Below are 24,789 nucleotides of genomic sequence, written 5' to 3'. Positions count from 1 at the left end.
AAGCGGTTCGCGTTCAACGAACACGCCGAACCTCCCGCTTTTCTTTTGACCCTATGTGATCACGCCAGAGCCGGACCAACCAGGGTGTCGAACAGAAGGCTGGGACGTCAACCGTCCGATGCCGCAGGGGATGTTGGGGCGCTCACGTCGAAGAACTCGGCATGCTCCTCGACTTTCATCAGGGCGGCCAGAGCAACCGCTTTCTCCGCCCCTTGATCCGCGCTCCCCCACATCACCGCCCGCCCACGGGTCAGTTGGACCGTAATGTCATCATATGAGCGCACCTCGATGAGCTGTGCGTCCCGGTATGCGACCTTCGGCAGGTCCGCCGCGACTCGAACAGCCGCCGCCAATAGTCGTTTTGTACCAAAAAGTCGATAGCTCGCGGAGTCGCGGTAGGGCCGCAATTCGATGATGGGCACACCCTTCAGTGGAGCGTCCCGCTCGTCGAACCGGAAGCCGTCCGCGTCCACTTCGGCGAAGTACCCGTCACCTTTCACCAGGGCGGCGGGAGTTCGCTCCGTCACTTTCAGTGTGATCGCGTGCGGCCACGAACGCTCCACTTCCACCGCGGAGATGCGCGGCAGCCGGGCCTTCAGCCGGCGGGCGATCACATCCGTGTCCACGGAAACCAGCGGCCCGTTGAGCGGGACCTGCGCGGCGTCGCGGACCTCGTCGGGGTGGAGCACCTCGGTGCCCGTCACGCGGACCTGCGTCGCGCGCAGCCACGCGGAGCCGTACAGCAGCCAGGTCCCGGTGCCGCCCAGCACGGTGGCTGCGGCGAGCGCCGTCAGGACGATGACGCGCCGGCTCCGCCGCGGCGGGAGTCCGGTCCCGCCGTCCTGGTCGCCGGCCACCTCGACGGTCGTCGGTACGGCCACGTTCGCCTCCGGGGTCGTCGGAACTGCCTTCCGCTTCCGGGCAGGCTAGTCGTCGTGCTGGGTGGCCGGGCGGCCGCGCGCCGCCCGGCGGGCCGGGCCCCCTCCCCCGTGACCCCAACGGAGCACGGGGCACCCCCGGCGCCGTGCGCAGGGGGTGCCGGAGGTGCCCGGCCGGCGCCGGGGTTCAGCCGCGGCGGGCGGCGATCGCCTCGTGGACCATGCCGACGAGCAGCTCGTCGGCATGGGGGCGGCCGAACTCGGCTGCCGCGCGCGACATTTCGTACAGGCGGTGCGGATCGGTCAGGACCGGCAGCACGTTGCCGAGCACCCAGTCCGCGCTCAGGTCGGCGTCGTCGACGATGACGCCGCCGCCCGCCTTGACGACCGGCTGCGCGTTCAGCCGCTGCTCGCCGTTGCCGATCGGCAGCGGGACGTACGCGGCCGGCAGCCCCACGGCCGAGAGCTCGGCGACGGTCATGGCGCCGGCCCGGCAGAGCATCATGTCGGCGGCGGCGTAGGCGAGGTCCATCCGGTCCAGGTAGGGGACCGGGATGTACTGCGGCATGCCGGGCATGTTGTCCGCGTGCGGGAGCTCGTTCTTCGGGCCGACCGCGTGCAGGATCTGGACACCGGACTGCTGCAGGCGCGGGGCGACGGAGGCGATCACCTCGTTGAGCCGCCGGGCGCCCTGGGAGCCGCCGGAGACCAGCAGCGTCGGCAGGGTCGGGTCGAGGCCGAAGGCGGCACGCGCCTCCGCGCGGACCGCGGCGCGGTCGAGGGTCGCGATCGACCGGCGCAGCGGGATGCCGATGTAGCGCGAGTGCCGGAGCTTGCTGTCCGGGGTGCTCACGGCCACGAAGCCGGTGTAGCGGGAGCCGATCTTGTTGGCGAGGCCCGGACGCGCGTTGGCCTCGTGCACCACGATCGGCACCCCGAGCCGCTTGGCGGCCAGGTAGCCGGGCAGGGCGACGTAGCCGCCGAAGCCGACGAGCGCGTCGGCCTTGGTGCGCTCCAGGATCTGCTCGGCGGCCTTGATGGTGCCGCGCAGCCGCCCTGGGACGGTGATCAGCTCGGGCGTGGGCTTGCGCGGCAGCGGGACCGCGGGGATGAGCGCCAGATCGTAGCCGCGTTCGGGCACCAGGCGGGTCTCCAGACCCCGCTCGGTGCCGAGTGCCGTGATCCCCACGGTCGGGTCCTGCCTGCGCAGGGCGTCGGCGAGCGCGAGCGCGGGCTCGATGTGGCCGGCGGTCCCCCCACCGGCGAGTACGACATGCACCGAAATTCACCGCTCTCCGGACGGTCGCCGTCTGACGAACCGCCTCATCGTCCGTGTCATTGCCCCCGGCCAGTAGCCGGGCCCCCGCGCGTTGAGCGCCGCTCGCGCGCCGGGCTCGCTCCTCGCGAAGGAGATGAGCAGCCCGATCGCGAACATGGTCGGCAGGAGGGCCGAGCCCCCGTAGGAGAACAGCGGGAGCGGGACTCCGGCGATCGGCAGCAGGCCGAGCACCGCACCGATGTTGACCACGAACTGCGCCGTGATCCACGTCGTCACGCCTCCCGCGGCAAACCTGACGAAGGAGTCCTCCGTTCGACCGGCCACGCGGATACCCGCATAGCCTAGAGCCGCGAAGAGGACGAGCACCGACAGCGTGCCTGTCAGCCCCAGTTCCTCCCCGGTCACGGCGAAGATGAAGTCGGTGTGCGGTTCGGGCAGTTGGCCCCATTTCTCCACGCTCGCACCGAGTCCCGAACCGAACCATCCGCCCGAGGCGAGGGCGTAGATCCCGTGCACGGCCTGCCAGCAGCCGCCACCGGGAGTGACATCGGTGGCGCCGATGCAGGCCAGCCGCTCCATACGGTTGCCGCTGGTCTTGATCAGCAGGAAGCCGATGGCCGCCGCGACGCCCAGCACGCCCGCGAACAGCCGGGTGGGGGCGCCGGCGATCCACAGCAGGCCGAACAGGATCGCGGTGAGGATGATCGCGGTGCCCATGTCACCGCCGAGCATGATCAGACCGAGCAGCAGGAAGGCCACCGGCACCAGCGGGATCAGCAGGTGCTTCCACTGGACGAGGAGCTTCAGGTCCTCCTTGCGGGCCAGCAGGTCCGCGCCCCACAGGACGAGCGCGAGCTTGCCGAACTCGCTGGGCTGCAGCTGGAACGGGCCGCCGAGGTAGAGCCAGTTCTGGTTGCCGTTGACGGACTGCCCTATCCCCGGCACCTGGACCAGGGCCATCAGGAACACCGAGCCGACGAGCAGCGGGTAGGACAGCGCGCGGTGCAGCCGTACCGGCACTCGCGAGGCCGCGACGAGCAGGCCGGTGCCGAGCACGGCGGCGAACAGCTGCTTGCGGAAGTAGTACGTGGACGGCAGCCCGTACTCCAGCGCCTTGATCTGCGAGGCGGAGAAGACCATCACCAGGCCGAGCACGGTGATCAGCAGACTGCTGCCGAGGATGACGTAGTACGCGGTCAGCGGGCGGTCCCAGGCCCGCATGGCGCGGTCCAGGACGACCCTGGCGCCGCGCAGCACGCTGCCCCGCTGCGCCTTGCCGCCGGGCGTACGCGCCCCGCGGGCCGCGGCCCCGGGGCGGGGCGGCGCCGCCCGCGGGGGGCGGGCGGGCGCCTTCAGGGCGTTGCGGGAACGAGAACCGGAGGCGTCACCGTGGTCGGCTGCCGTCATGTCCCCTCCTAGGTCGCGGTGCGGGCCGGAGCGGCTCCGGCTACTGCCCGGCGCCGGGCGCCCGCAGATCCCGTACGGCCTCCGCGAAGGCGTTTCCGCGAGCCTTGTAGTTCGCGAACATGTCCATCGAGGCGCAGGCCGGTGCCAGGAGCACCGTGTCCCCCGGGTGGGCGAGGTCCCGCGCGGCGTGGACGGCCGCCGCCATCGCCCCAGTGTCGGTGCGGTCGAGGTCGACGACCGGGACCTCGGGGGCGTGTCGCGCGAGCGCTTCACGGATGACGGCGCGGTCGGCCCCCATCAGCACCACGCCGCGCAGCCGCTTGGCCGCGGCCTTGACCATCTCGTCGAAGGCGGCGCCCTTGGCGAGGCCGCCGCCGATCCAGACGATGTGCTCGTACGCGGCGAGGGAGGCCTCGGCGGCGTGGGTGTTGGTGGCCTTGGAGTCGTCGACGTAGTCCACGTCGTCGATCCGGTCCACGTGGGCGATGCGGTGGGCGTCCGGCCGGAAGGCGCGCAGGCCGTCCCGGACCGCGGCCGGCGGGACGCCGAACGCGCGGGCGAGGGCGGCCGCCGCCAGGGCGTTGGCGATGTTGTGCGGCGCCGGCGGGTGCACGTCGGAGACCTCGGCCAGCTCTTGGGCGTTCTTGTGGCGCTCGGGCGCGAAGGCCCGGTCGACCAGGATGCCGTCGACGACGCCGAGCTCCGAGGGCCGCGGGCTGCCCAGGCCGAAGCCGATCGCGCGGCAGCCCTCCTCCACGTCGGCCTCGCGCACCAGCGCCTCGGTGGCCGGGTCGGCGAGGTTGTAGACGCAGGCGACCTTGTTGCCCTCGTAGATGCGGCCCTTGTCGGCGGCGTAGGCGGCCATGGAGCCGTGCCAGTCGAGGTGGTCCGGGGCGAGGTTGAGGACCGCGGCCGAGTGCGGGCGGACCGAGGGGGCCCAGTGCAGCTGGTAGCTGGACAGCTCGACGGCGAGGACGTCGTACTCCTCGCCGGACAGGACGACGTCCAGGACGGGCGTGCCGATGTTGCCGACCGCGGCGGTGCGCAGGCCCGCGGCGGCCAGGATGGAGGCGAGCATCTGCACGGTCGTCGTCTTGCCGTTGGTGCCGGTGACGGCGAGCCAGGGCGCCGCCCCGGGGCCGCGCAGCCGCCAGGCCAGCTCCACGTCGCCCCACACGGGCACGCCCGCGGCCTCGGCGGCCGTGAAGAGCGGGGCGGCGGGCTGCCAGCCCGGCGAGGTGACGATCAGTTCGGTGCCCTCGGGCAGGGTCCGGCCGTCCCCGAGCCGCACGGTGACGCCCAGCGCCTCCAGTTCGGCGGCCTGGGCCCGGGCCGGCTCGTCGTCGCCGTCGTTGACGACCGTGACGCGAGCCCCGAGGGCGTGCAGCGCCTTGGCGGCGGGCACGCCCGAGACGCCCAGGCCGGCGACGGTGACCCGGCGGCCCGGCAGGCCGAGCCGCCCGGCCGCCTCGACGGCGGCCGGCGGAGGTCCGTCCTGACGGGGGCCGGGTTCCTGCCCGGGGACCGGGGTCACTGAGCGGCCACCCAGCCGGCGTAGAAGAGACCGAGACCGACGGCCATGCACATGCCCTGGATGATCCAGAAGCGGACCACTACCAGGACCTCGCTCCAGCCCTTGAGCTCGAAGTGGTGCTGCAGCGGCGCCATGCGGAAGACGCGCTTGCCGGTCAGGCGGAAGGAGCCGACCTGGATGACCACGGAGAGGGTGATCAGGACGAAGAGGCCGCCCAGGATGGCCAGCAGCATCTCGGTGCGGGAGCAGATGGCCAGACCGGCCAGGGCTCCGCCGAGCGCGAGGGAGCCGGTGTCACCCATGAAGATCTTGGCCGGCGAGGTGTTCCACCACAGGAAGCCGAAGCAGGCGCCCATCAGCGCGGCGGCCACCACCGCCAGGTCGAGCGGGTGCGGTACGTCGTAGCAGCCTGGTCCCGCGGTGATGACGTTGGAGCAGGACTGGCCGTACTGCCACACGCCGATGACGGTGTAGGAGGCGAAGACCATCACCGAGGCGCCGGTGGCCAGGCCGTCGAGGCCGTCGGTGAGGTTCACGCCGTTCGACATCGCGAGGATCATGAACAGCGCCCAGATCACGAAGATCACCGGGCCGAGCGACCAGCCGAAGTCCTGTGTGAACGACAGCCGGGTGGAGGCCGGGGTGACGCCGCGGGAGTCGGCGAACTGCAGCGACAGCACCGCGAAGGTGATGCCGACGATCAGCTGGCCCGCCATCTTCGCCTTGGCCCGCAGACCGAGGCTGCGCTGCTTGACGATCTTGATGTAGTCGTCGAGGAACCCGACCACGCCCAGGCCCGTGAAGAGGAAGAGCACCAGCACGCCGGAGATCGTCGGGCGCTCGGAGGTGATGACCTTGGTGAGCGCGTACGCGACGAGCGTGGCCAGGATGAAGGCGATGCCGCCCATGGTGGGCGTACCGCGCTTGCTGTGGTGCTCCTTCGGGCCGTCGTCGCGGATGAACTGCCCGTAGCCCTTGCGGGCCAGCAGCTTGATCAGCATCGGGGTTCCGATGAGGGACAGGAACAGCCCGAGCACGCCCGAGACCAGGATCTGGTTCATTACTGAGCGCCCCCGCCCTCGACGCCGTCGAGCAGCGCGAGTGCGACCCGCTCCAGGCCGACCGCCCTCGATGCCTTCACCAGCACGACGTCCCCCGGACGCAGTTCACTGCGCAGCAGGTCGATCGCCGCCTCAGCGTCGGACACGTGCACCGACTCCTCACCCCACGAACCCTCGTTGTAGGCGCCCATTTGCACCCAGGCGGCCGCCTGGCCGCCGACTGCCACGAGCTTGCTGACGTTGAGCCGGACGGCGAGCCGTCCGACAGCGTCGTGCTCCGCGAGGGCCTCCCCGCCGAGCTCCGCCATCTCGCCCAGCACCGCCCACGTGCGTCCCCCGCGTGCCTCGGCGGCACGCCCCATGGCCGCGAGCGCGCGCAGGGCGGCTCGCATGGACTCGGGGTTCGCGTTGTAGGCGTCGTTCACGACCGTTACGCCGTCAGGCCGTTCGACGACCTCCATACGCCAGCGGGACAGCGTCCCCGCCTCGGAGAGCGCGGTGGCGATCTCGTCGACGGGCATGCCGAGTTCACGGGCAACGGCGGCCGCGGCAAGCGCGTTCGACACGTGGTGCTCACCGTACAGGCGCAAGGTCACTTCGCTGCACCCGGTAGGTGTTGTGAGCGCGAAGACGGCCTGACCTCGGTCGTTGAGGCGGACGTTCTCGGCGCGGACGTCGGCGTCGGCGGACTCGCCGAACAGCACGACGCGCGCCGCGGTGCGGGAGGACATGGCGCGTACGAGGGGATCGTCCGCATTCAGCACGGCGACGCCGCCTTCGGCGGCCTCCGGCAGCGCCTCGACCAGCTCGCCCTTGGCCTGGGCGATCTGCTCGCGGCCGCCGAACTCGCCGATGTGGGCGGTACCGACGTTGAGGACGACGCCGATGCGCGGCGGGGTCAGCTCGGTGAGGTAGCGGATGTGGCCGATGCCGCGGGCGCCCATCTCCAGCACCAGGTGCCGGGTGGAGGCGTCGGCGCGCAGCGCGGTCAACGGCAGCCCGATCTCGTTGTTGAGCGAGCCGGGCGTCCAGACGGTCGGAGCCAGCCGCTTGAGCACCTGTGCGGTGAGGTCCTTGGTGCTGGTCTTGCCCGCCGATCCGGTCAGCGCCACGAGGGTCGCGCCGAGCCGTTCGATGACCTGCGCGGCCAGGGCGCCGAGGGCGAGCTGGACGTCGTCCACGACGATCGCGGGCACGCCGACCGGCCGGGCGGCCAGCACGGCCACCGCCCCGGCCGCGACGGCCTGCTTCGCGTAGTCGTGGCCGTCCACGTGCTCGCCCTGGAAAGCGACGAACAGGCCGCCCGGCGTCACCTTGCGGGAGTCGATCTCGACGGACCCGGTGACGGGCAGCGTCGGGTCCGGTATGTCGTGCGTGCTCCCGCCGACCGCGTGTGCGACCTCGGCGAGGGTGAGTGGGATCACAGCTGGTCCTGGTCCTTCTCCTGCGCTGGTGTGGCGGCGGCCCGTTCGACGGCCGCGCGCAGCACTTGTCGGTCGTCGAAGGGGCGTACCACTCCGGCGATGTCCTGGCCCTGCTCATGGCCCTTGCCGGCCACCAGTACGGTGTCGTCCGGCCGGGCAAGGGCGACGGCGGTAGCGATGGCCGCCGCCCGGTCGGGTTCGACGACGACATGACCCCGCTCGTGCGCGGGCACCCCGGCCGCTCCCGCCAGCATCGCGGTGAGGATCGCGAGCGGGTCCTCGGAGCGGGGGTTGTCGGAGGTCAGCACGGCCGTGTCGGCCAGCCGTGCCGCGGCGGCGCCCATCGGGCCGCGTTTGGTCTCGTCGCGGTCGCCGCCGCAGCCGAGGACGATGTGCAGGCTGCCCTTGGTGACCTTGCGCAGGGCCCGCAGCACCGATTCCACGGCGTCGGTCTTGTGTGCGTAGTCGACGACGGCGAGGTACGGCTGTCCCGCGTCGACGCGCTCCAGCCGGCCCGGCACGCCCGGGACGGCGGCGACGCCCTGGGCGGCCGTCTGCGGGTCGATCCCGGCCGTCGCCAGGGCGGTGATCGCGGCGAGCGCGTTGGCGACGTTGAAGGGCCCGGGAAGGGGCGAGGCGGCCTCGATCCGCACGCCGCCGGGACCGGCCACGGTGAAGGTGGACCGCATCGGCCCGGTCACGACGTGCTCGGCGCGCCAGTCGGCGTCCGGGTGGCCCTCGGCGGAGAAGGTGGTGACCGGGACCTGGGACTCGCGCACCAGGCGGCGGCCGTACTCGTCGTCGATGTTGACCACCCCGGCCTTGCTGCGGCGCGGGGTGAACAGCTGCGCCTTGGCCTGGAAGTAGTCCTCCATGCCCGAGTGGAACTCCATGTGCTCGGGGCTGAGGTTGTTGAAGACGGCGACGTCGAAGACCGCGCCGTCCACCCGGCCCAGCACCAGGGCGTGGCTGGAGACCTCCATGACCAGGGCCTCGATGCCGCGCTCGCGCATCACCGCGAAGAGCGCCTGCAGATCCGTGGCCTCGGGGGTGGTGCGCTCGCTCTTGAGCCGCTCGTCGCCGATCCGCGACTCGACCGTGCCGATCAGTCCCGTCCTGTCACCGTGCACGGCGCGCAGGCCGCCCTCGATGAGATAGGCGGTGGTGGTCTTGCCGGAGGTGCCGGTGATGCCGATCTGCAGCAGGCCCTCACCCGGCCGGCCGTAGATCTCGGCGGCCAGGTCGCCCATCCGGGACCTGGGGTCCTCGACCGTCAGCACCGGCAGGCCGGTCGCGGCGGCGCGCTCGGCGCCCGCGGGATCGGTGAGGATCGCCGCGGCCCCCAGTTCGGCCGCCTGCGGTGCGAAGTCGGCGCCGTGGAAGCGGGCGCCGGGCAGCGCGGCGTACAGGTCGCCGGGGCGGACGGCCCGTGAGTCGTGCGTGATCCCGGTGACCGGGGCGGCACCGGGCGCGGGCGGTTCCACGCCCAGCCGCGCGGCCAGTTCCGCGGGCGGTACGGGGCGGACCTGGGCGGGGCGGGGTGCGCCCGGCCGCTTCTGTTCGGGACCGGGGGGCTGATCAGCGTGTGACACGGCCGTGAGAGTACCCGCCGGGCCGGGCTCCGGGCCAAAAGCCTCTCGCCGGGCTTCCGGCCTGCTGCTTCCTCCGGTACGGTCCGCGTGCGCGGGGCTACCGCCCGTACCCGGGGCTGTGGGGTCGTGTCCGTTCACGGCCGCCGTTCCTTCCTCCCCTGCTCGCCGGTCACGGCTTCGAGGGGTCCCACTCGACCGGCAGGTTCGGGGTCTTGGCTCCGCTCGGCGCCACCTGCAGGGACTTCAGGGTGAACTCCATGACCCGCTTGAACACCGGGCCGCAGATCTGACCACCGAAATAACTGCCGCGGGTCGGGTTCTGGATCACGCAGGACACGGTCACGCGCGGGTCGTCCGCGGGAGCGAACCCCATGAAGGAGGCCGTGTAGCCGCTGTAGGTGCCCGTTTCCGGGTCCACCCGGTTGGCCGTGCCGGTCTTGCCGGCCACGCGGTACCCGGCGATCCGCGCCTTGGTTCCGGTGCCCTGCTCGTCGCCGACCACGGACTCCAGCATGGTGGAGAGCGTCCTGGCGGTCTTCGTGCTGACCACCCGGGTCTTCGCCGGTTCCCGGGACGGGACGAAGCGGCCGTCCGGGCCGGTCGTGCCGCGCACCAGACTGGGTTCGACCCGCACCCCGCCGTTGGCGATCGTCGAGTAGACCGAGGTGGCCTGCAGCGCGTTGAGCGACAGGCCCTGCCCGAAGGGGATGGTGTACTGCTGGGACGCGTTCCACTTGTCCGGCCTCGCCAGGATGCCGGGCGTCTCTCCGGGGAACCCGACCCCCGTGGGCCGCCCGATGCCGAATTTCCTCAGATAAGAGTAGAGGACGCGATTGGCCTGCTTCTGGTTCTTGCCGAGCTGCTCTGCGGCCAGGATCGTGCCGATGTTGCTGGATTTGGCGAGCACGCCGTTCAGCGTCAGGTACCAGGTGCCGTGGTCCACGTCGTCGTGGAAGACCCGGTCGGCGCGCGGCAGGGTGCCGGGCACCGTGACGTGGGTGTCGGGGGTGGCCACGCCCTCGTCGAGGACCGCGGCCATGGACATCAGCTTGCTGACACTGCCGGGCTCGTACGCGTCCTGCAGGGCCGCGTTGCCGAGTGCGGTGGGGTCCGCCCGGGACAGGTCGTTGGGGTCAAAACCGGGGGCGTTGGCCATGGCCAGCACCTGCCCGGTGCGGGTGTCCTGGACGATCACGTACCCGCGGTCGGCGTCGGACGCCCGCACCTGCTGGGTGATCGCCCGCTGGGCCGCCCACTGGATGTCCCGGTCCAGCGTCAGCTCCACGTCGGTGCCGGGCTCCGCGGCGCGCTCCTGCATGCTGGCCGTCGGCACCCGGCGGCCGCCGGACTGGGCGTAGGTGACGGTGCCGTCCTTGCCCGCGAGCGCCTTGTCCAGGCGGCTCTCCAGGCCGCCGCCGCCCGCGCCGGAGGCGTTCACCCAGCCGACCACGCCCGCCGCGAGGTCGCTCGCGGGGTAGACGCGCTTGGCGTGCCGGAGCCGGAAGACGCCGGCGAGGTAGTTGACGCCGTCGCCCTTCTCGGCCCGGTCGGCGAGCGCGCTCTGCAGGTCCTTGATCTGGTTCCAGACCTGCGGCGACTGCTGCCGCGCGATGATCTCGTTGCGCGATCGCGGGTAGTTGGCGAGCTGCTTCGCGATCTTCTTCTCGTCCCCGTCGACGATCGGCGCGAGCAGTTCGGCGGCGCGTGCCGGGGCGTCCTCGGCCTTGGCGTACTTGGGGGTGAAGAGCATCGGGTCGGCCGTGATGTCGTACGCGTCCACGGTGGTGGCCAGGTCGACCCCGCTCCGGTCGGTGATCGTCCCGCGCTCGGCGGCGAGGGTCACCTTGACGTTCCGGTTGACCTCGGCCTTGGCGGCGTACGTCGCGGCGTCCACGGCCTGCACCTGGAAGAGCCGGATGACGAAGGTCAGCATCACCAGGGTCAGCGCGAAGCTGACCAGCCGCAGGCGGGGGCGCGGCCGGCCGAGCCGCAGCAGCGGGGCACCGGCCGGTGTGACCGGGCGCGGGGGCCTGCGCCGCGGCGGTACGGCCGCGCGGCCGCCCCGGTCCCGGGCGGCGGCGTCGCGGTCGCGCCCGCCGGCCGGCTTGCGGGCGGCGGGGGTGCGGCGGTGCGCCACGCCGGAGGTGCCCGGTCCCTCCTCGCCGGAGGTGGGCCTGCGGGCGCGCGGGTCGCGGCCCGTCCCACGGGCGGCCCGGGCGGCGTCCTCGCGCTGCCGGGCGCCGCGTGCGGCGGGCCGGCGAGCCCCCTGCTGCCCGGGAGTCGTCCTGCGCCGGGGCTCCCCGGACTCGCCGCCGCGTGCGGGGGCTCCGGCGTCGCCGTCGCGCCCCCGGGGCACCTGCCGGCGCCGGGGGGCGGCCCCGCCGCCGTCACCGCGGTCACCGCGGCCCTGGGCGCCCTTCTCCCGGTCGGCCCGGTCACGCCGATCGCCCCGTTCGCCCCGTTCGCGCGGCGGCTCCCCGTCGCGGGTCACCACGCCCCGGCACCTTCCCGGCCGGCCGGACGGGCGGATCGGGGCGGATGGAGGGCACGGGGCCCCGGAGCTGCGGTCACGGGGTCTCCTTCGGGCTGGTGCTGGGCTTGGCGGACGGCGTCGGGCCCAGGGAGGCGGCCGCGGAGCCGCTGGGCGCGACGGTGGCGGGCGCCGTGCTCGGGCTGGGCGCCGGCACGTACGGCGCGGCGCCGGGGCTGCCGAGGACGGTGCCGTCGGGGGCGAGGAAGGCCGGGTTGCCGCCGGGGACCATGCCCAGCTCGCGGGCCTGCTCGTCCAGCGCGTCCGGCGCCGAGTACCGGTCGACCTCCTGCTGCAGCGCCTGCTCCTCGTCGGTGTACTGGGTGGTCTTCTTCTGCAGCTCGCTGAACTTGAAGGAGTCCCGGTTCACCGCCGAGTTGAGCAGCAGCAGGGTGATCAGGCCGCCGCCCAGCAGCAGCACGATCAGCAGCACGAAGGGCGAGCGCGCCGCCGAGCTGCGCCGCCTCATTTCAGGGCCTCGCGGATCCGCTGGGCGCCGCGCAGGCGGGCCGGGGCGGCCCGGCGGTTGGCGGCGATCTCGTCCTCCGTGGGCAGCTCGGCGCCGCGGGTGAGCAGCTTGAGCCGCGGCTGGTACTGCTCCGGCACCACGGGCAGCCCGGGCGGCGCCGTGGTGGCCGCGCCGGCCGCGAGGACTCCCTTGACGAGGCGGTCCTCCAGGGAGTGGTACGACAGCACGGCGATCCGGCCGCCCACCGCGAGCGCGGCGACGGCCGCCGGGATGGCCCGCTCCAGCACCGTCAGCTCCCCGTTGACCTCGATGCGCAGCGCCTGGAAGGTGCGCTTGGCCGGGTTGCCGCCGGTGCGCTTGGCGGCCTGCGGCAGCGCCTCGCGGATCAGCTCGACCAGCCGGGCGCTGGTGGTGAAGGGCTCGCGTTCCCGCTCGCGGACGACCGCCTCCACGATCTTGCGGGCGAACTTCTCCTCGCCGTACTCGCGCAGCACCCGCACCAGCTCGCCCGGCGGATAGGTGTTGAGGACCTCGGCGGCGCTGATGCCCGCGGTCTGGTTCATGCGCATGTCGAGCGGCGCGTCCTGGGCGTAGGCGAAGCCCCGGTCGGCCTCGTCCAGTTGCATGGAGGACACGCCGAGGTCGAACAGGACGCCCTGCACCTTGGGGACGCCGAGCCGCTCCAGCACCTCGGGGATCTCGTCGTAGACCGCGTGCACGAGGGTGGCCCGGTCCCCGTACGGCGCGAGCCGCTCACCGGCGAGCTTGAGCGCGGCGGGGTCGCGGTCGACGGCGACCAGCCGGACCTCGGGGAACCGCCGCAGCAGTGCCTCGCTGTGCCCGCCGAGGCCGAGGGTGGCGTCCACGACCACGGCGCCCGGCGCGTCGACGGCGGGGGCCAGCATGTCCAGGCAGCGGTCCAGCATGACCGGGACGTGGCGTGGCTCGGACGGGGTGGTGCTCATGAAGCCCTTCTCATCTGCTCGCGGGGACGTACCACTGGGTCCCCGCCCGCTCGTGGGCGGCCATCTGGCACCGGGGAAGGAGTGCCAGCGGACCGGGGAGCGGGAGGAGGCCGAGCGTCACGTACACGGACGTGAGTCATCAGGCTACGGGCGAGGTCACAGTAAGCCGGGAGGCACCTCCTGGGACAACGCCGAAAAGGCGTCTTCCTGACCCGCCAGATAGTCCTCCCAGGCCGCCGCGTCCCACACCTCGACCCGGGTGTTGGCGCCGATCACCGCGCATTCGCGCCGCAGTCCGGCGTAGTCGCGCAGGGGCTGCGGGAGGGTGACCCGGCCCTGTTTGTCGGGCACCTCGTCGTGGGCGCCGGCGAAGAGCACCCGCATGTAGTCGCGTGCCGCCTTGGAGGTGAGGGGGGCCCGGCGGAGCTCCTCGGTGAGGGCGCGGAAGCCCTCGACCGGCCATACGTACAGGCAGCGCTCCTGGCCCTTGGTGATGACCAGGCCGTCCGCGAACTGTTCGCGGAACTTCGCGGGGAGGACCAGCCGGCTCTTGTCGTCCAGCCGTGGCGCGTACGTCCCGAGGAACATCCGCACCTCCCGCGCTAGGCTGGCGACCCACTTCGCGCCACTTTACTCCACCGGTCCCCACGGTCAACGAGAAGCCTGCCCTGGCGCAGGCGCCCTCGCGGGCCCGGGCGACCGAATCACCCGCACGGGCGAGCGCGCGCGACGCCTGTGGGTTACCTCACAGTGCACCGGTTTGACCGAGATTTGCCGACCTCACAGCAGGTCGGAAGAGACGGCGCGCTCTACGGTCGTGTCATGTCGATAAACGCGCATCAGTCCGCGGTTCCCGCCGGCACCGGCACGGCGTCCGTCACCAACCGGCTGGTCGAGGCGAACCGGCGCTACGCGGAGCAGTTCCGCGACCCCGGCATGGACGCCCGCCCCGTGCTCGAGGTGGCCGTGGTCGCCTGCATGGACGCCCGCCTCGACCTGCACAAGGCGCTGGGCCTGGAGCTCGGCGACTGCCACACCATCCGGAACGCCGGCGGCGTGGTCACCGACGACACCATCCGCTCGCTCACCATCAGCCAGCGCGCGCTGGGCACCCGCTCGGTCGTGCTGATCCACCACACCGGCTGCGGCCTGGAGTCGCTGACCGAGGAGTTCCGCACGGAGCTGGAGGAGGAGGTGGGCCAGCGTCCCACCTGGGCGGTGGAGTCCTTCCGCGACGTCGAGCAGGACGTGCGGCAGTCGATGCAGCGGGTCCGGACGTCTCCCTTCCTGGCCCACACGGACGATGTGCGGGGGTTTGTGTTCGACGTGCACACCGGCCTGCTGCGCGAAATCACAAACGAGTAACGGAAGCGGAGTGACGCGGAGCATAGTTGAAGGAGAGAATGCTTCGTGTGACGGGGAGGGCCGGTCCAGGGATGACCGCGACCCTAGGAACGGGCCGAGGAGTACCGGGTGACGACCTATGACGCACGAGCGAGCCTCAGCGATCTGACTGCCACGGCGGACCGCGTACGCCGGTCGGTGGAGAACGTGATCGAGGGCAAGCCCGAGGTCGTACGGACTGCGCTGACGGTGTTGCTCGCCGAGGGACATCTGCTGATCGAGGATGTCCCCGGCGTCGGCAAGACGATGCTTTCCAAGGCGCTGGCCCGGTCGATCGACTGCTCGGTCCGGCGCATCCAGTTCACGCCTGACCTGCTGCCGTCGGACATCACCGGAGTCAGCGTCTTCGACCAGCAGCGCCGCGACTTCGAGTTCAAGCCGGGCGCGATCTTCGCGCAGATCGTCGTCGGCGACGAGATCAACCGCGCGTCGCCCAAGACGCAGTCCGCGCTGCTGGAGTCGATGGAGGAGCGGCAGGTCACCATCGACGGCAGCACCTACCCGCTGCCGAGCCCCTTCATGGTCATCGCCACCCAGAACCCGGTGGAGATGGAGGGAACGTATCCGCTGCCCGAGGCGCAGCGGGACCGCTTCATGGCCAGGGTCTCCATCGGCTACCCCAGCATGGAGGCCGAACTGGAGATGCTCGACGTGCACGCGGGCGTCAGCCCGCTGGACGACCTGCAGCCGGTCGCCCACGCGCACGAGATCGTCAAACTGGTCGACGCGGTACGGACGGTGCACGTGTCCGCGGCCGTGCGGCACTACGCGGTGAGCCTGGTGTCGGCCACCCGGGACCACCCGGACCTGAGGCTCGGCGCCTCCCCGCGCGCCACGCTGCACCTGGTGCGCGCGGCACGCGCGGCGGCGGCCCTGGACGGCAGGGACTACGTGCTCCCCGACGACGTCCAGACGCTGGCCCCGGCCGTGCTGGCGCACCGTCTGCTGCCGACCGCGCAGGCCCAGTTGAACCGGCGCACCCCGGAGCAGGTCATCGCGGAGATCGTGCAGCGCACGCCGGTCCCCGACCCGTACGGCAACCGGTGACCCGGACGACGGGCGGGGGCGCTGGAGGTGCCGCGTGACCGAGCGTGAAAGCGGCTTCCGGGCCGCCCTGGGCGGCCTCACCACACGGGGCCGCTCGTTCCTCGCCGCGGGGATCGCGGCGGCCGTCTGCGCCTACGTCCTGGGGCAGCCGGACCTGCTGCGGGTCGGCCTGCTGCTGGCCGTGCTGCCGCTGGTCTGCGTGGCGGTCCTGTACCGCACGCGCTACCGCGTCGCCGGCAGCCGCAGGCTGTCGCCCTCGCGCGTGCCGGCGATGTCCGAGGCCCGGGTGCACCTGCGGGTGGACAACGTCTCGCGGCTGCCCACCGGGCTGCTGATGCTCCAGGACCGGGTGCCGTACGTGCTGGGGCCCCGGCCCCGCTTCATCCTGGACCGGGTGGAGCCCGGCGGGCACCGCGAGGTGTCCTACCGGGTCCGCTCCGACCTGCGCGGGCGCTACCCGCTGGGGCCGCTGCAGCTGCGGCTGACCGACCCCTTCGGCATGTGCGAGCTGACCCGCTCCTTCAGCGCGTACGACACCCTGACCGTGGTGCCCCGCGTGGAGCCGCTGCCGCCGGTCAAGCTCAAGGGCGACTCCTCCGGCTACGGGGAGAGCCGCACCCGGGCGCTGGCCCTGGCGGGTGAGGACGACGTGATCCCGCGCGGCTACCGCCACGGAGACGACCTGCGCCGGGTGCACTGGCGCTCCACCGCCAAGTACGGCGAGCTGATGGTGCGCCGGGAGGAGCAGCCGCACCGCGCCCGGTGCACGGTGCTGCTGGACACGCGTGCCGTGGCGTACTTCGGCGCCGGGCCCGACTCGGCCTTCGAGTGGGCGGTGTCCGGGGCGGCGTCGGTGGCGATGCACATGCTGGAGCGCGGGTACTCCGTACGGCTGCTCACCGACACCGGCAGCACGGTGCCCGGGTCCGAGGGCTTCGGCGGCACCGACTCCTCGGACGCGGCAGGCGCCATGCTGGACACCCTGGCCGTGGTCGACCACTCGGACGGCGCCGGGCTCTCGCGTGCGCTCGACGTGCTGCGCACGGGCAGCGAGGGCCTGCTGGTGGCCTTCTTCGGGGACCTCGACGAGGAGCAGGCCGCGATGGCGGGGCGGATGCGGCAGCGGGCGGGGGCGGCCGTCGCCTTCCTCCTGGACAGCGCGGCCTGGGGGGCCCTGGACGAGGACGGGACGGCACAGCCCGCGGCCCCGGGGCCGGACGCCGGCGGGGTCGCGCCCGAGGGCGCCTCGGCGCGGACCGTGCGGATGCTGCACGAGGCGGGCTGGACGGTGCTCCGGGCCGCCGCCGGCGACGGGCTGCCCGATCTGTGGCAGCGGGCCGACCGGCACCGGTCGCGCGAGGAGGCGGGGACGCGATGATGAGCGGACGGGGACGGCTCGCGCTGTGCGCGGCGGCGGCCACACTGATGACCGCCTGCTCGCTGCTGCCGCTGGCGACGCCGAACTCGTGGATCCTGCAGGCCGTCTTCCTGGTGCTGCTGCAGACCGGGGTGGGCGCGCTGACCCGCCGGGCGCCACTGGCCCGGCCGCTGACCGTACTGGCGCAGGCGGTGTTCTCGCTGCTGGTGCTGACCTTGATGTTCGCGAGCGAGCAGGCCGTGCTCGGGTTCCTGCCCGGGCCCGCCGCGTACACCCAGTTCGGCAACCTGCTGACGGCAGCGATGCAGGACGTGACCCAGTTCGCGATCCCGGCGCCGGTCACCCCGGGCATCCGGCTGCTGCTGCTCGGCGGGGTGCTGCTGATCGGGCTGGCCGTGGACGCGCTGGCGGTGACCTACGACAGCGCGGCCCCGGCCGGGCTGCCGCTGCTCGCCCTGTACTCGATCGCGGCGGGGCTGGCCGGGGGCGACGGCACCCGCTGGCCGTACTTCATGCTGGCCGCCGTCGGCTACCTGCTGCTCCTGCTGGCCGAGGGCCGCGACCGGATCTCCCGCTGGGGCCGGGTCTTCGGCGGCGTCGGATCCGGGGCGCGCGCCGGCTACGGAGGGCCGACCGGGGCGGTGGCCCCGGTGCGGACCGGGCGCCGCATCGGGGCGATGGCGCTCGGCATCGCCCTGGTGGCGCCGGCCGCGCTGCCCTCCATGGGCGTGGGGCTGCTGCCGACCGGGGGCTCGGGCACGGGCAACGGGCGCGGCGGTGGAACGATCTCCGCGGTCAACCCGGTGGTCGCGCTCCAGGACAACCTGAACCAGTCCGACGACCGGGTGGTGATCCGCTACCGGACGAACGCCGTCTCCAACGCGGACATGTACCTGCGGATCGTGGCGCTCGACCGCTTCACGGGTGACAAGTGGGAGCCCGCCCAGCGTTCCCTCACCGGCGTGCCCAAGGTGCTGCCCAGCCCCCAGGGGCTCGGCCCCGGCGTGAAGGCCACGGAGGTCGCCACCTCGGTCGCGGCGGACAAGAGCTACGTCCAGATGTGGCTGCCGCTGCCGTACCCGGCCACCCAGGTGCAGGTCGACGGGCGCTGGCGCTTCGAGACCACGGGCCGCACCATCATCGGCGACCGGGGTCAGACCACCTCCGGCACGCAGTACCAGGTCAGCAGCCTGGCCCTGGAGCCGACCGCGCAGCAGCTGGCGAGCGCGCCGCCGGCCGACGACCGGCTGCGGGCCGAGTACACGAAGGTGCCGGACTCGCTGCCGCAGGTGGTGGCGCAGACGGCCCTAGACGTCACCAAGGACGCCGGCAACGACTACGAGCGGGCCCTCGCCCTGCAGCGGTGGTTCACCTCGGGCGCCTTCTCGTACGACACCTCGGTGCGCTCCGGCACCGGCGTGCAGGCGATCACCCGCTTCCTGCGCAACAAGGAAGGGTTCTGCATCCACTTCGCCTTCACCATGGCGGCGATGGCGCGGACCCTGGGCATCCCGGCACGGGTGGCGGTCGGCTTCACGCCCGGCACCGCGGAGTCGGACGGCGCGTACGCGGTGGGGCTGAAGGACGCTCACGCCTGGCCCGAGCTGTACTTCGAGGGTGTCGGCTGGACGCGGTTCGAGCCCACGCCCACCCGTGGCACCCTGCCGGACTACACCCAGGAGACGGCTCCCTCCGACACCGGGCCCTCGGCGCCCGACACGCCGGAGGAGTCCGCGGGGGCCGGCGCGAGCACCGGCCCGACCGTGGCCCCGACCTGCCTGGGCAAGGACGCCCAGCTCGGCAACTGCGACCCCCTGGGGCAGGCCTCGGGCACCGGCGGGGATGACGAGGGGCTGTGGCCGCGGATCCTCGAGTGGACGCTGCGCGTCCTCGCCTGGGCCGTGGTGCCGCTGGTGGTGCTCGTCCTGCTGCTGCCGCTGCTCTGGCGGCGCAGGCAGCGTTTCCAGCGGCTGGGCGGCGGCCAGGATCCGGCCGCCCTGGCGGCGTGGCTGGAGCTCACCGGGCGCGCCCGGGGCACGGCGCCGGACGGCGGGGACGCGCAGGGCGGGGCCCCGAAGGGCCTGACCCCGGGCGAGCTGGACGCCATGGGCGCCCGCGACGGCGCCCGGACCCTGGCGGCCTGGCTGGAGCTGATCGACACCGCCTGGGACTACGGTCTGCGGCCCGACGAGTCCGAGACACCGCGCCGGGTCGCGGGGCGCCTCGTCCGCGACGGCGGCCTGGAAGGGACCGCCGCGGAGGCGGCGCAGCGTCTGGCGTCCGCGGTGGAGCAGGCCCTGTTCTCGCCGCGGCCGCCGACCGCCACGGGCTCGGCGAAGGACGTGCAACTGGTCCGGGAGGGGCTGCGCAGGAACGTGGACGCCAGGACGCGGATCCGTGCCGTGCTGCTGCCGCGTTCCGCGGTCCGGGTCGTGTGGCGGTCCGCGGAGCGCTGGTCCGCGTTCTCCACCCGCGTGTCGGCCCGGCTGCGCGGCGCGGGCGACGCCGTGATGCGGCCGCTGCGGCAGCGCCGGGCCTCCTGAGGTTTCTGGGGGCGGCCGGGTGGCCGCCCCCAGGAGCCCGCACGTCGCGCACGCCGTGTGTCGCACGCCGCGGCACCACGGGGCGACAGCAGGGCAGCATGGCGAAGGGGGCGGGGTTCCGACCGGAACCCCGCCCCCTTCGTCTTCGTCTGTGTGTCAGTGGCCCTGTTCGTCGCGGCGCCGCTGCCAGCGCTCCTCGATGCGGTCCATCATCTTGCGCCGCGGCTGGTTGCGACGGCCGCGTCCGCCGGCCCCCTGCTGGGGCTGCCCCCCGGGAGCGGCGGCCGCACCCGGTTTGGCGGCACGACGCCAGCCGGTGACGGCGAGAACGGCACAGCCGAGCATCACGAGGAAGCCGACGACGCTGATCCAGGGCTGCTGGGCGATCATGCCACCCATCAGCAGCCCGATGCCCACCAGGAAGCCCGCTACAGCCAGGTAGACGCGCCGCCTGGTGTAGGTGCGCAGCCCGCTTCCCTCAAGCGCCGACGCGAACTTGGGATCTTCGGCGTACAGCGCTCGCTCCATCTGCTCGAGCATGCGCTGCTCGTGCTCCGAGAGCGGCACGGAGTCCTCCTCCTCGTCGGTCGCGGGGGAGCGACCGGTACGACCCTTCCAGGATAGGCAGGGAATCGCCCCCGTGAAACCCGCCCCACTACGCCAATCCGACGGGGGGTGTTTTCCCCGTCGAACGCCACGTCATGCCAGCATAAGGCCCTTGACCGGGAATCGGGGGGCGTGTGACGGACTCCTCCCGCTGGGTGACCGGAAGAGGCAACGCCGACCGCCCCCCGTTCCGGCTCAGCCGCGCTCGGCCAGCACGTGCAGCTGGGTCGCCACGGCGTGGAAGGCGGGCTGCTCGGCGGCGGCCAGTTCCAGCCTCAGCAGGGCGTCCATCGCGCCCGGTTCGGTGTCCACCAGGACGCCGGGCACCAGGTCGGCGAAAACGCGGACGCCGTGCACCGAGCCGACCCGCAGCCCGGCGTCGGCGACCAGGGCGGTGAGCTCGTCGGCGGTGAAGCGGCGGGGCATCGGATCACCCTCGCCCCAGCGGCCGTCGGGGTCGTCCAGGGTGTGCCGGGCCTCGCCGAAGTGACCGGCGAGCGCCCGGGCGAGGACGGCACCGTGGCGGCCGGCGGCGAGCAGGCTGAGGGCGCCGGAGGCGCGCAGGGTGCCCGCGGCGTTCCGCACGCCCTCGGCGGGGTCGTCCACGTACTCCAGGACGCCGTGGCAGAGCACGACGTCGTGGCTGCCGGCCGGCACGACGTCGAGCAGCCCGTGGGCGTCGCCCTGGACACCGCTGACACGTTCGGTGACGCCCGCCTCCGCCGCACGGCGTTCGAGGGCGAAGAGGGCGTCGGGGCTTGGGTCGACCACGGTGACCCGGTGGCCCAGACTGGCCACGGGCACCGCGAAGTTGCCGGTGCCGCCACCGGTGTCGAGCACGTCGAGGACGTCCCGTCCGGCGGCCTTGGCCTGCCGGTCCAGCGCATCGCGCAGGACCTCCCAGACCACGGCGGTACGCAGGGCTGCGCGGGGCCGCAGCGGTTCGGCCCCTCCTGGACGGGACATGCGGACGGCTCCTCGCGGACGGACGGGGCTGGGGACCGGTCGGCCCAGCCTGGGACCCACTCTAGTGGGCTGCCGCCCGGCGGCCGATCAAGCGGGACGGCCGGTCTGCGGCCGGTCCAGCACGGGTTGCAGCGCCAGCATGCGCTCCACGAGCCGCAGGAACATCTCCGTCGCGCGGACGAGGTCGTCGGCCTCGCGGGCGCTCACCGCGCCCTGGATGCCGGCCTCCGCGCGGGCCCGCTGCCGGGCGCCCGCCTCGAACAGGGCGCTCCACTCCGCCAGTTCGGGCGCGACCTCGGGCAGCACCTCCCAGGCGCTGCGTATCCGCTGCCGGCGCCGCCTGGTGGCTTCGGGGCGGCCGCGCACGGCGAGGACGGCGGCCGCGGTACGCAGGGCGGCCAAGTGGGCGGTGGCGAAGCGGTCGTTGGGGATCTCCAGGACGGCGGCCTCGTCGAGCCCCCGCCGGGCCTGGACGAGCAGGTCGAGGGCGGCCGCGGGGGCGTTGGCCCTGCGCAGCACGGGGTGGACGTCGGCGGCACTGCCGCCGGCGACGGCGCCGCTGCGGACTGACGCGGTCATCACATACCTCCTGTCTTCGCATGACGTGTCCGACACTTCCCTGCCTTCACCACTCATCGTGAAGCACACCTCTGACAATCGCGCTGACCTGGGGAAACGGCGGCCACGGCCGGACGGCGTCCCCGAACGTCCCCGGATTCGCGGTCCGATGGCGCCGTGGGTTAGTGTTTTTGCACTGACCAGTCAGTTCAAAAGAAAGGGGCGGCCACGTGATCACCGCCGAGGGGTACGGGCTCGAGGGGCCCCGGGGCCGGGTGTTCGGGGACGTCGCCTTCACCGCGCCGGCGGGCAGTCTGATCGCCGTCGAGGGGCCTTCCGGCTCGGGCCGGACCTGCCTGCTGCTGTCGCTGACCGGGCGCATGCGCGCCACCGAGGGCCGGGCCGAGGTCGCCGGGTTCCGGCTGCCCAAGCAACTCGCCGCGGTCCGCCGCGTCGCCGCGCTCGGCCCCGTCGCCGGGGTCTCGGAACTCGACCCCGGCCTCACCGTCGGCGAGCACCTGCGGGAACGCGTGCTGCTGCAGCGGCGGTTCGGTGGCTCGCTGCGCGAACTGCTGCGGCCCGGCGGAACCGGCGGGGCGCGTGTCGACGAGGCGCTCTCGGCGGCCGGGCTTGACCTGTCGACTCTGCCCAAGGCCGAACGCACCGCCGCCCGGGACCTGGAGCGGCTCGAGGCCCTGCGCCTGGGCACCGCCCTCGCGCTGCTGGCCCGTCCCGAGGTGTTGGCGGTGGACGACACCGACCACAAGCTGGCGCCGGCCGAACGCGAGTGGGCCTGGGCGATGCTGCGCGGCATCGCCGCGAACGGCACGACCGTGCTGGCGGTGTGCACGGATGCGCCGGAGGACGCCGTGGTGGTACGCACCCGGGCGCCCGCCGCGCACGGCCGCGCGACCGAGGACGCCGCCGCGGAGCCCGGTGCCGAGCACAACGACGAGCACCACGACGAGCACCACGACGACATCGACGAGGAAGGGGCGGCCGATGCGCACGCCGAGGCTGGCAGCGCTTGAGCTGAGGAAGTTCGGCAGGGGGCGGCTGCCGCGCGCGGCCATGGTGTCGCTGCTGCTCCTGCCGCTGCTCTACGGCGCCCTGTACCTGTGGTCGTTCTGGGACCCCTACGGGCGGCTGGACAAGATCCCCGTCGCCCTGGTGAACGCCGACGAGGGCACCACCGTGGACGGGCGACGGCTCGCCGCGGGCGACTCCATCGTGGACGGCCTGCGGGAGAGCGCCACCTTCGACTGGCGCGAGACCGGCGCCGCCGAGGCCGCCAAGGGCGTCCAGGACGGCGACTACTACCTGTCGCTCACCATCCCGCGGGACTTCAGCGCGCGCGTCGCGTCGAGCTCCGGCGACCACCCGCGCACCGGCGCGCTCCAGGTGCGCACCAACGACGCCAACAACTACATCGTGGGGCAGATCTCCCGAACCGTCTTCTCCGAAGTGCGGTCCGCCGCCTCCACCAAGGCGTCGAGGAACTTCTACGACCGGATCTTCGTGGCCTTCTCCGACCTCCACGACGAGACGGCCGAGGCCGCCGACGGCGCCGACGACGTCACCAAGGGCGCGGGCACGGCCCGTACGGGCTCCAAGGAACTCGGCGACGGCATCTCCAGCGCCGAGGACGGAGCGCGCAGGCTGGCCGGCGGCCTGCACACGGCGAAGCAGGGCAGCGGTTCCCTCGCCGGCGGGCTGGGAGCGCTCGACACCGGAGCGGGACAGGTCGCCGTGGGGACCCAGTCTCTGGCGGACAAGGTCAACGGCGCCTCTGACGAACTGACCTTCGTCAAACAGCACGTCAAGGAGATCAACGCGGTGGCGCGGGTCGTCGCCCGCGGCTCGCAGGCCGCCCGCGACGGCATCGACGACCTGCCGGGGCAGGCGGCGCAGGCGGTCGAGGACGCCGAGGACGCCGCCGCAGGGATCCACGACGCCTATGCCGAGCAGTGCCCCCTGGGCGCGGTCACCCCGCAGTGCCGGACGCTGAAGAAGGCTGTCGACGCCGCCGACGACGTGGCGGACGTCGCGCGCCGCCTCGACACCTATGTGCACGGGCACTCCGCGGCCCTGGACGGGCTCCGCGACGACCTGGGCGCGCTGCACTCGGCGGCCGTGGAGCTGTCCGACCCGGCGCTCGCCACGAAGCTCCGGAACGCCGTCGACGGCGTCAACCGGCTCAACGACGGCGCCCACAAGGTGGCGAAGGGCCTGCGGACCGCCTCCGCCGGCGCGGGCGCCCTGGACGCCGGGCTGCGGGACCTCGCCTCGGGGGCCGACACCCTGGCGGGCGGGATGTACCGGCTGTCGGACGGCAGCAACCGGCTGACGACCGGCCTGACCCGGCTCACCGACGGCAGCGGGCGGCTCGCCGACGGCCTGCACGACGGCGCGTCCCGGATCCCCGACTACGACGGCCGGGAGCGCACCGGCCGCACCGAGGTGATGGCCGACCCGGTCCGGCTCGCCGCCCGGTCGCTGCACAAGGCGCCCAACTACGGGACGGGCTTCGCCCCCTACTTCATCCCGCTGTCGCTGTGGGTCGGCGCGATGGTCGCCTACATGCTGCTGCAGCCGCTGAGCAGGCGCGCCATGGCCGCGGGCGCCCCCGCCCGGCGGATCGCGGTGGCCGGGTGGCTGCCGGTGGCGGCCATAGGGGTGCTGCAGACGCTGGCGCTGATGGCGGTGCTGCACTGGGCGATCGGCCTGCAGATGGTGCGGCCGGCCGGGACGATCGGCTTCCTCGTGCTGGTGACCGCCTGCTTCGCCGCCGTCGTGCAGTGGCTCAACGCCCGTTTCGGGCCGGCCGGCCGCGTGCTGGTGCTGGCACTGCTCATGCTGCAGCTCACCTCGGCGGGCGGCACCTACCCGGTGCAGACCAGTCCGGGCTTCTTCAACGCGATCCACCCCTTCCTGCCGATGACCTACGTCGTCGAGGGGCTGCGCCACCTCATCACGGGCGGTGGGCTCTGGCCCGTGTGGCGGGCGGTCCTGGTGCTGCTCGCCTTCACCGCGGGCGCGCTGGCGCTGACCGCGGTGTCGGCCCGCCGCAAGCAGGTGTGGACGATGGACCGGCTGCATCCGGAGCTGTCCCTGTGAGGCAGCGCCGATACGACCGCCCGGAGCGTAG

At 73.3% G+C, this 24,789-nt stretch carries 20 protein-coding genes; 6 read left to right on the top strand and 14 right to left on the bottom strand.

Annotation, left to right across the window (positions count from 1 at the left end):
* Positions 1 to 107 precede the first annotated feature (107 nt).
* The 11 genes from OIE69_RS28915 to mraZ form a co-directional block, all read right to left on the bottom strand.
* Positions 108 to 881, bottom strand: a complete 774-nt coding sequence (locus OIE69_RS28915) for a cell division protein FtsQ/DivIB (protein WP_326576825.1) — start codon at positions 879 to 881, stop codon at positions 108 to 110.
* Between the two features lie 184 nt (positions 882 to 1,065).
* Entirely contained in the window at positions 1,066 to 2,157 is a 1,092-nt protein-coding gene (murG, locus tag OIE69_RS28910; protein WP_326576824.1) for an undecaprenyldiphospho-muramoylpentapeptide beta-N-acetylglucosaminyltransferase, read from the bottom strand.
* A 6-nt stretch (positions 2,158 to 2,163) separates the two neighbouring features.
* Positions 2,164 to 3,564, bottom strand: coding sequence for a putative lipid II flippase FtsW (gene ftsW / locus OIE69_RS28905; protein WP_326576823.1), 1,401 nt, complete (start codon positions 3,562 to 3,564; stop codon positions 2,164 to 2,166).
* 40 nt (positions 3,565 to 3,604) lie between these two features.
* Positions 3,605 to 5,014, bottom strand: a complete 1,410-nt coding sequence (gene murD, locus OIE69_RS28900) for a UDP-N-acetylmuramoyl-L-alanine--D-glutamate ligase (protein WP_326581440.1) — start codon at positions 5,012 to 5,014, stop codon at positions 3,605 to 3,607.
* A gap of 80 nt (positions 5,015 to 5,094) precedes the next feature.
* The gene (mraY, locus tag OIE69_RS28895) at positions 5,095 to 6,159 is read right to left on the bottom strand and encodes a phospho-N-acetylmuramoyl-pentapeptide-transferase (protein ID WP_018557111.1); all 1,065 of its coding nucleotides are present in this window, start codon (positions 6,157 to 6,159) and stop codon (positions 5,095 to 5,097) included.
* A complete protein-coding gene (locus OIE69_RS28890; RefSeq protein WP_326576822.1) occupies positions 6,159 to 7,583 on the bottom strand; it encodes a UDP-N-acetylmuramoyl-tripeptide--D-alanyl-D-alanine ligase in 1,425 nt (474 codons plus the stop codon). Before OIE69_RS28890 ends, mraY begins: the two co-directional genes overlap by 1 nt.
* A complete protein-coding gene (locus tag OIE69_RS28885) occupies positions 7,580 to 9,175 on the bottom strand; it encodes a UDP-N-acetylmuramoyl-L-alanyl-D-glutamate--2,6-diaminopimelate ligase (protein ID WP_326576821.1) in 1,596 nt (531 codons plus the stop codon). The genes OIE69_RS28890 and OIE69_RS28885 overlap by 4 nt, the downstream gene beginning before the upstream one ends.
* Positions 9,176 to 9,344: 169 nt before the next feature.
* The gene (locus OIE69_RS28880) at positions 9,345 to 11,669 is read right to left on the bottom strand and encodes a peptidoglycan D,D-transpeptidase FtsI family protein (RefSeq protein ID WP_326576820.1); all 2,325 of its coding nucleotides are present in this window, start codon (positions 11,667 to 11,669) and stop codon (positions 9,345 to 9,347) included.
* A 73-nt stretch (positions 11,670 to 11,742) separates the two neighbouring features.
* The gene (locus OIE69_RS28875) at positions 11,743 to 12,174 is read right to left on the bottom strand and encodes an FtsB family cell division protein (RefSeq protein WP_326576819.1); all 432 of its coding nucleotides are present in this window, start codon (positions 12,172 to 12,174) and stop codon (positions 11,743 to 11,745) included.
* Positions 12,171 to 13,139 carry a 16S rRNA (cytosine(1402)-N(4))-methyltransferase RsmH gene (gene rsmH, locus OIE69_RS28870; protein ID WP_326576818.1) on the bottom strand — a complete coding sequence of 323 codons (969 nt, stop codon included), beginning with the start codon at positions 13,137 to 13,139 and terminating at the stop codon, positions 12,171 to 12,173. Before rsmH ends, OIE69_RS28875 begins: the two co-directional genes overlap by 4 nt.
* A gap of 156 nt (positions 13,140 to 13,295) precedes the next feature.
* Entirely contained in the window at positions 13,296 to 13,727 is a 432-nt protein-coding gene (gene mraZ, locus OIE69_RS28865) for a division/cell wall cluster transcriptional repressor MraZ (RefSeq protein WP_089221906.1), read from the bottom strand.
* Positions 13,728 to 13,961: 234 nt separating this feature from the next.
* Here mraZ and OIE69_RS28860 point away from each other — a divergent pair, with 234 nt between their 5' ends.
* From OIE69_RS28860 to OIE69_RS28845, 4 genes are all read left to right on the top strand, one after another.
* On the top strand, positions 13,962 to 14,504 hold the full coding sequence (locus tag OIE69_RS28860; protein WP_326576817.1) for a beta-class carbonic anhydrase: 543 nt from the start codon (positions 13,962 to 13,964) through the stop codon (positions 14,502 to 14,504).
* Positions 14,505 to 14,612: 108 nt separating this feature from the next.
* Positions 14,613 to 15,590, top strand: a complete 978-nt coding sequence (locus tag OIE69_RS28855) for an AAA family ATPase (RefSeq protein WP_326576816.1) — start codon at positions 14,613 to 14,615, stop codon at positions 15,588 to 15,590.
* 34 nt (positions 15,591 to 15,624) lie between these two features.
* The gene (locus tag OIE69_RS28850; RefSeq protein WP_326576815.1) at positions 15,625 to 16,968 is read left to right on the top strand and encodes a DUF58 domain-containing protein; all 1,344 of its coding nucleotides are present in this window, start codon (positions 15,625 to 15,627) and stop codon (positions 16,966 to 16,968) included.
* A complete protein-coding gene (locus OIE69_RS28845; RefSeq protein ID WP_326581439.1) occupies positions 16,968 to 19,511 on the top strand; it encodes a transglutaminase TgpA family protein in 2,544 nt (847 codons plus the stop codon). The genes OIE69_RS28850 and OIE69_RS28845 overlap by 1 nt, the downstream gene beginning before the upstream one ends.
* A gap of 156 nt (positions 19,512 to 19,667) precedes the next feature.
* Here the strand turns inward: OIE69_RS28845 and OIE69_RS28840 are convergent, their stop codons facing one another.
* The 3 genes from OIE69_RS28840 to OIE69_RS28830 form a co-directional block, all read right to left on the bottom strand.
* Complete coding sequence (locus tag OIE69_RS28840; RefSeq protein WP_326576814.1) at positions 19,668 to 20,078, bottom strand: DUF3040 domain-containing protein; 411 nt, start codon at positions 20,076 to 20,078, stop codon at positions 19,668 to 19,670.
* Positions 20,079 to 20,312: 234 nt separating this feature from the next.
* Entirely contained in the window at positions 20,313 to 21,083 is a 771-nt protein-coding gene (locus OIE69_RS28835) for a methyltransferase domain-containing protein (protein ID WP_326576813.1), read from the bottom strand.
* A gap of 87 nt (positions 21,084 to 21,170) precedes the next feature.
* The gene (locus OIE69_RS28830) at positions 21,171 to 21,662 is read right to left on the bottom strand and encodes an SAV_6107 family HEPN domain-containing protein (protein ID WP_326576812.1); all 492 of its coding nucleotides are present in this window, start codon (positions 21,660 to 21,662) and stop codon (positions 21,171 to 21,173) included.
* Between the two features lie 209 nt (positions 21,663 to 21,871).
* On the opposite strand from OIE69_RS28830, the gene OIE69_RS28825 reads away from it, so the two are divergent.
* Positions 21,872 to 22,672 carry an ATP-binding cassette domain-containing protein gene (locus OIE69_RS28825; protein WP_326576811.1) on the top strand — a complete coding sequence of 267 codons (801 nt, stop codon included), beginning with the start codon at positions 21,872 to 21,874 and terminating at the stop codon, positions 22,670 to 22,672.
* Entirely contained in the window at positions 22,644 to 24,758 is a 2,115-nt protein-coding gene (locus OIE69_RS28820) for a YhgE/Pip domain-containing protein (protein WP_326576810.1), read from the top strand. Before OIE69_RS28825 ends, OIE69_RS28820 begins: the two co-directional genes overlap by 29 nt.
* Positions 24,759 to 24,789: the final 31 nt, after the last annotated feature.

The sequence above is a fragment of the Actinacidiphila glaucinigra genome (genome assembly GCF_035918135.1).
Classification (GTDB): domain Bacteria; phylum Actinomycetota; class Actinomycetes; order Streptomycetales; family Streptomycetaceae; genus Actinacidiphila; species Actinacidiphila glaucinigra.
Note: the sequence above shows the minus strand (reverse complement) of the source record. Positions and strands in the feature narration are given on the sequence as shown.

Coding starts and splice junctions, on each gene's coding strand:
- ftsW (WP_326576823.1), bottom strand. CDS start 3,564: ATGACGGCAGCCGACCACGGTGACGCCTCCGGTTCTCGTTCCCGCAAC.
- mraY (WP_018557111.1), bottom strand. CDS start 6,159: ATGAACCAGATCCTGGTCTCGGGCGTGCTCGGGCTGTTCCTGTCCCTC.
- OIE69_RS28875 (WP_326576819.1), bottom strand. CDS start 12,174: ATGAGGCGGCGCAGCTCGGCGGCGCGCTCGCCCTTCGTGCTGCTGATC.
- rsmH (WP_326576818.1), bottom strand. CDS start 13,139: ATGAGCACCACCCCGTCCGAGCCACGCCACGTCCCGGTCATGCTGGAC.
- mraZ (WP_089221906.1), bottom strand. CDS start 13,727: ATGTTCCTCGGGACGTACGCGCCACGGCTGGACGACAAGAGCCGGCTG.
- OIE69_RS28860 (WP_326576817.1), top strand. CDS start 13,962: ATGTCGATAAACGCGCATCAGTCCGCGGTTCCCGCCGGCACCGGCACG.
- OIE69_RS28845 (WP_326581439.1), top strand. CDS start 16,968: ATGAGCGGACGGGGACGGCTCGCGCTGTGCGCGGCGGCGGCCACACTG.
- OIE69_RS28835 (WP_326576813.1), bottom strand. CDS start 21,083: ATGTCCCGTCCAGGAGGGGCCGAACCGCTGCGGCCCCGCGCAGCCCTG.
- OIE69_RS28830 (WP_326576812.1), bottom strand. CDS start 21,662: ATGACCGCGTCAGTCCGCAGCGGCGCCGTCGCCGGCGGCAGTGCCGCC.
- OIE69_RS28820 (WP_326576810.1), top strand. CDS start 22,644: ATGCGCACGCCGAGGCTGGCAGCGCTTGAGCTGAGGAAGTTCGGCAGG.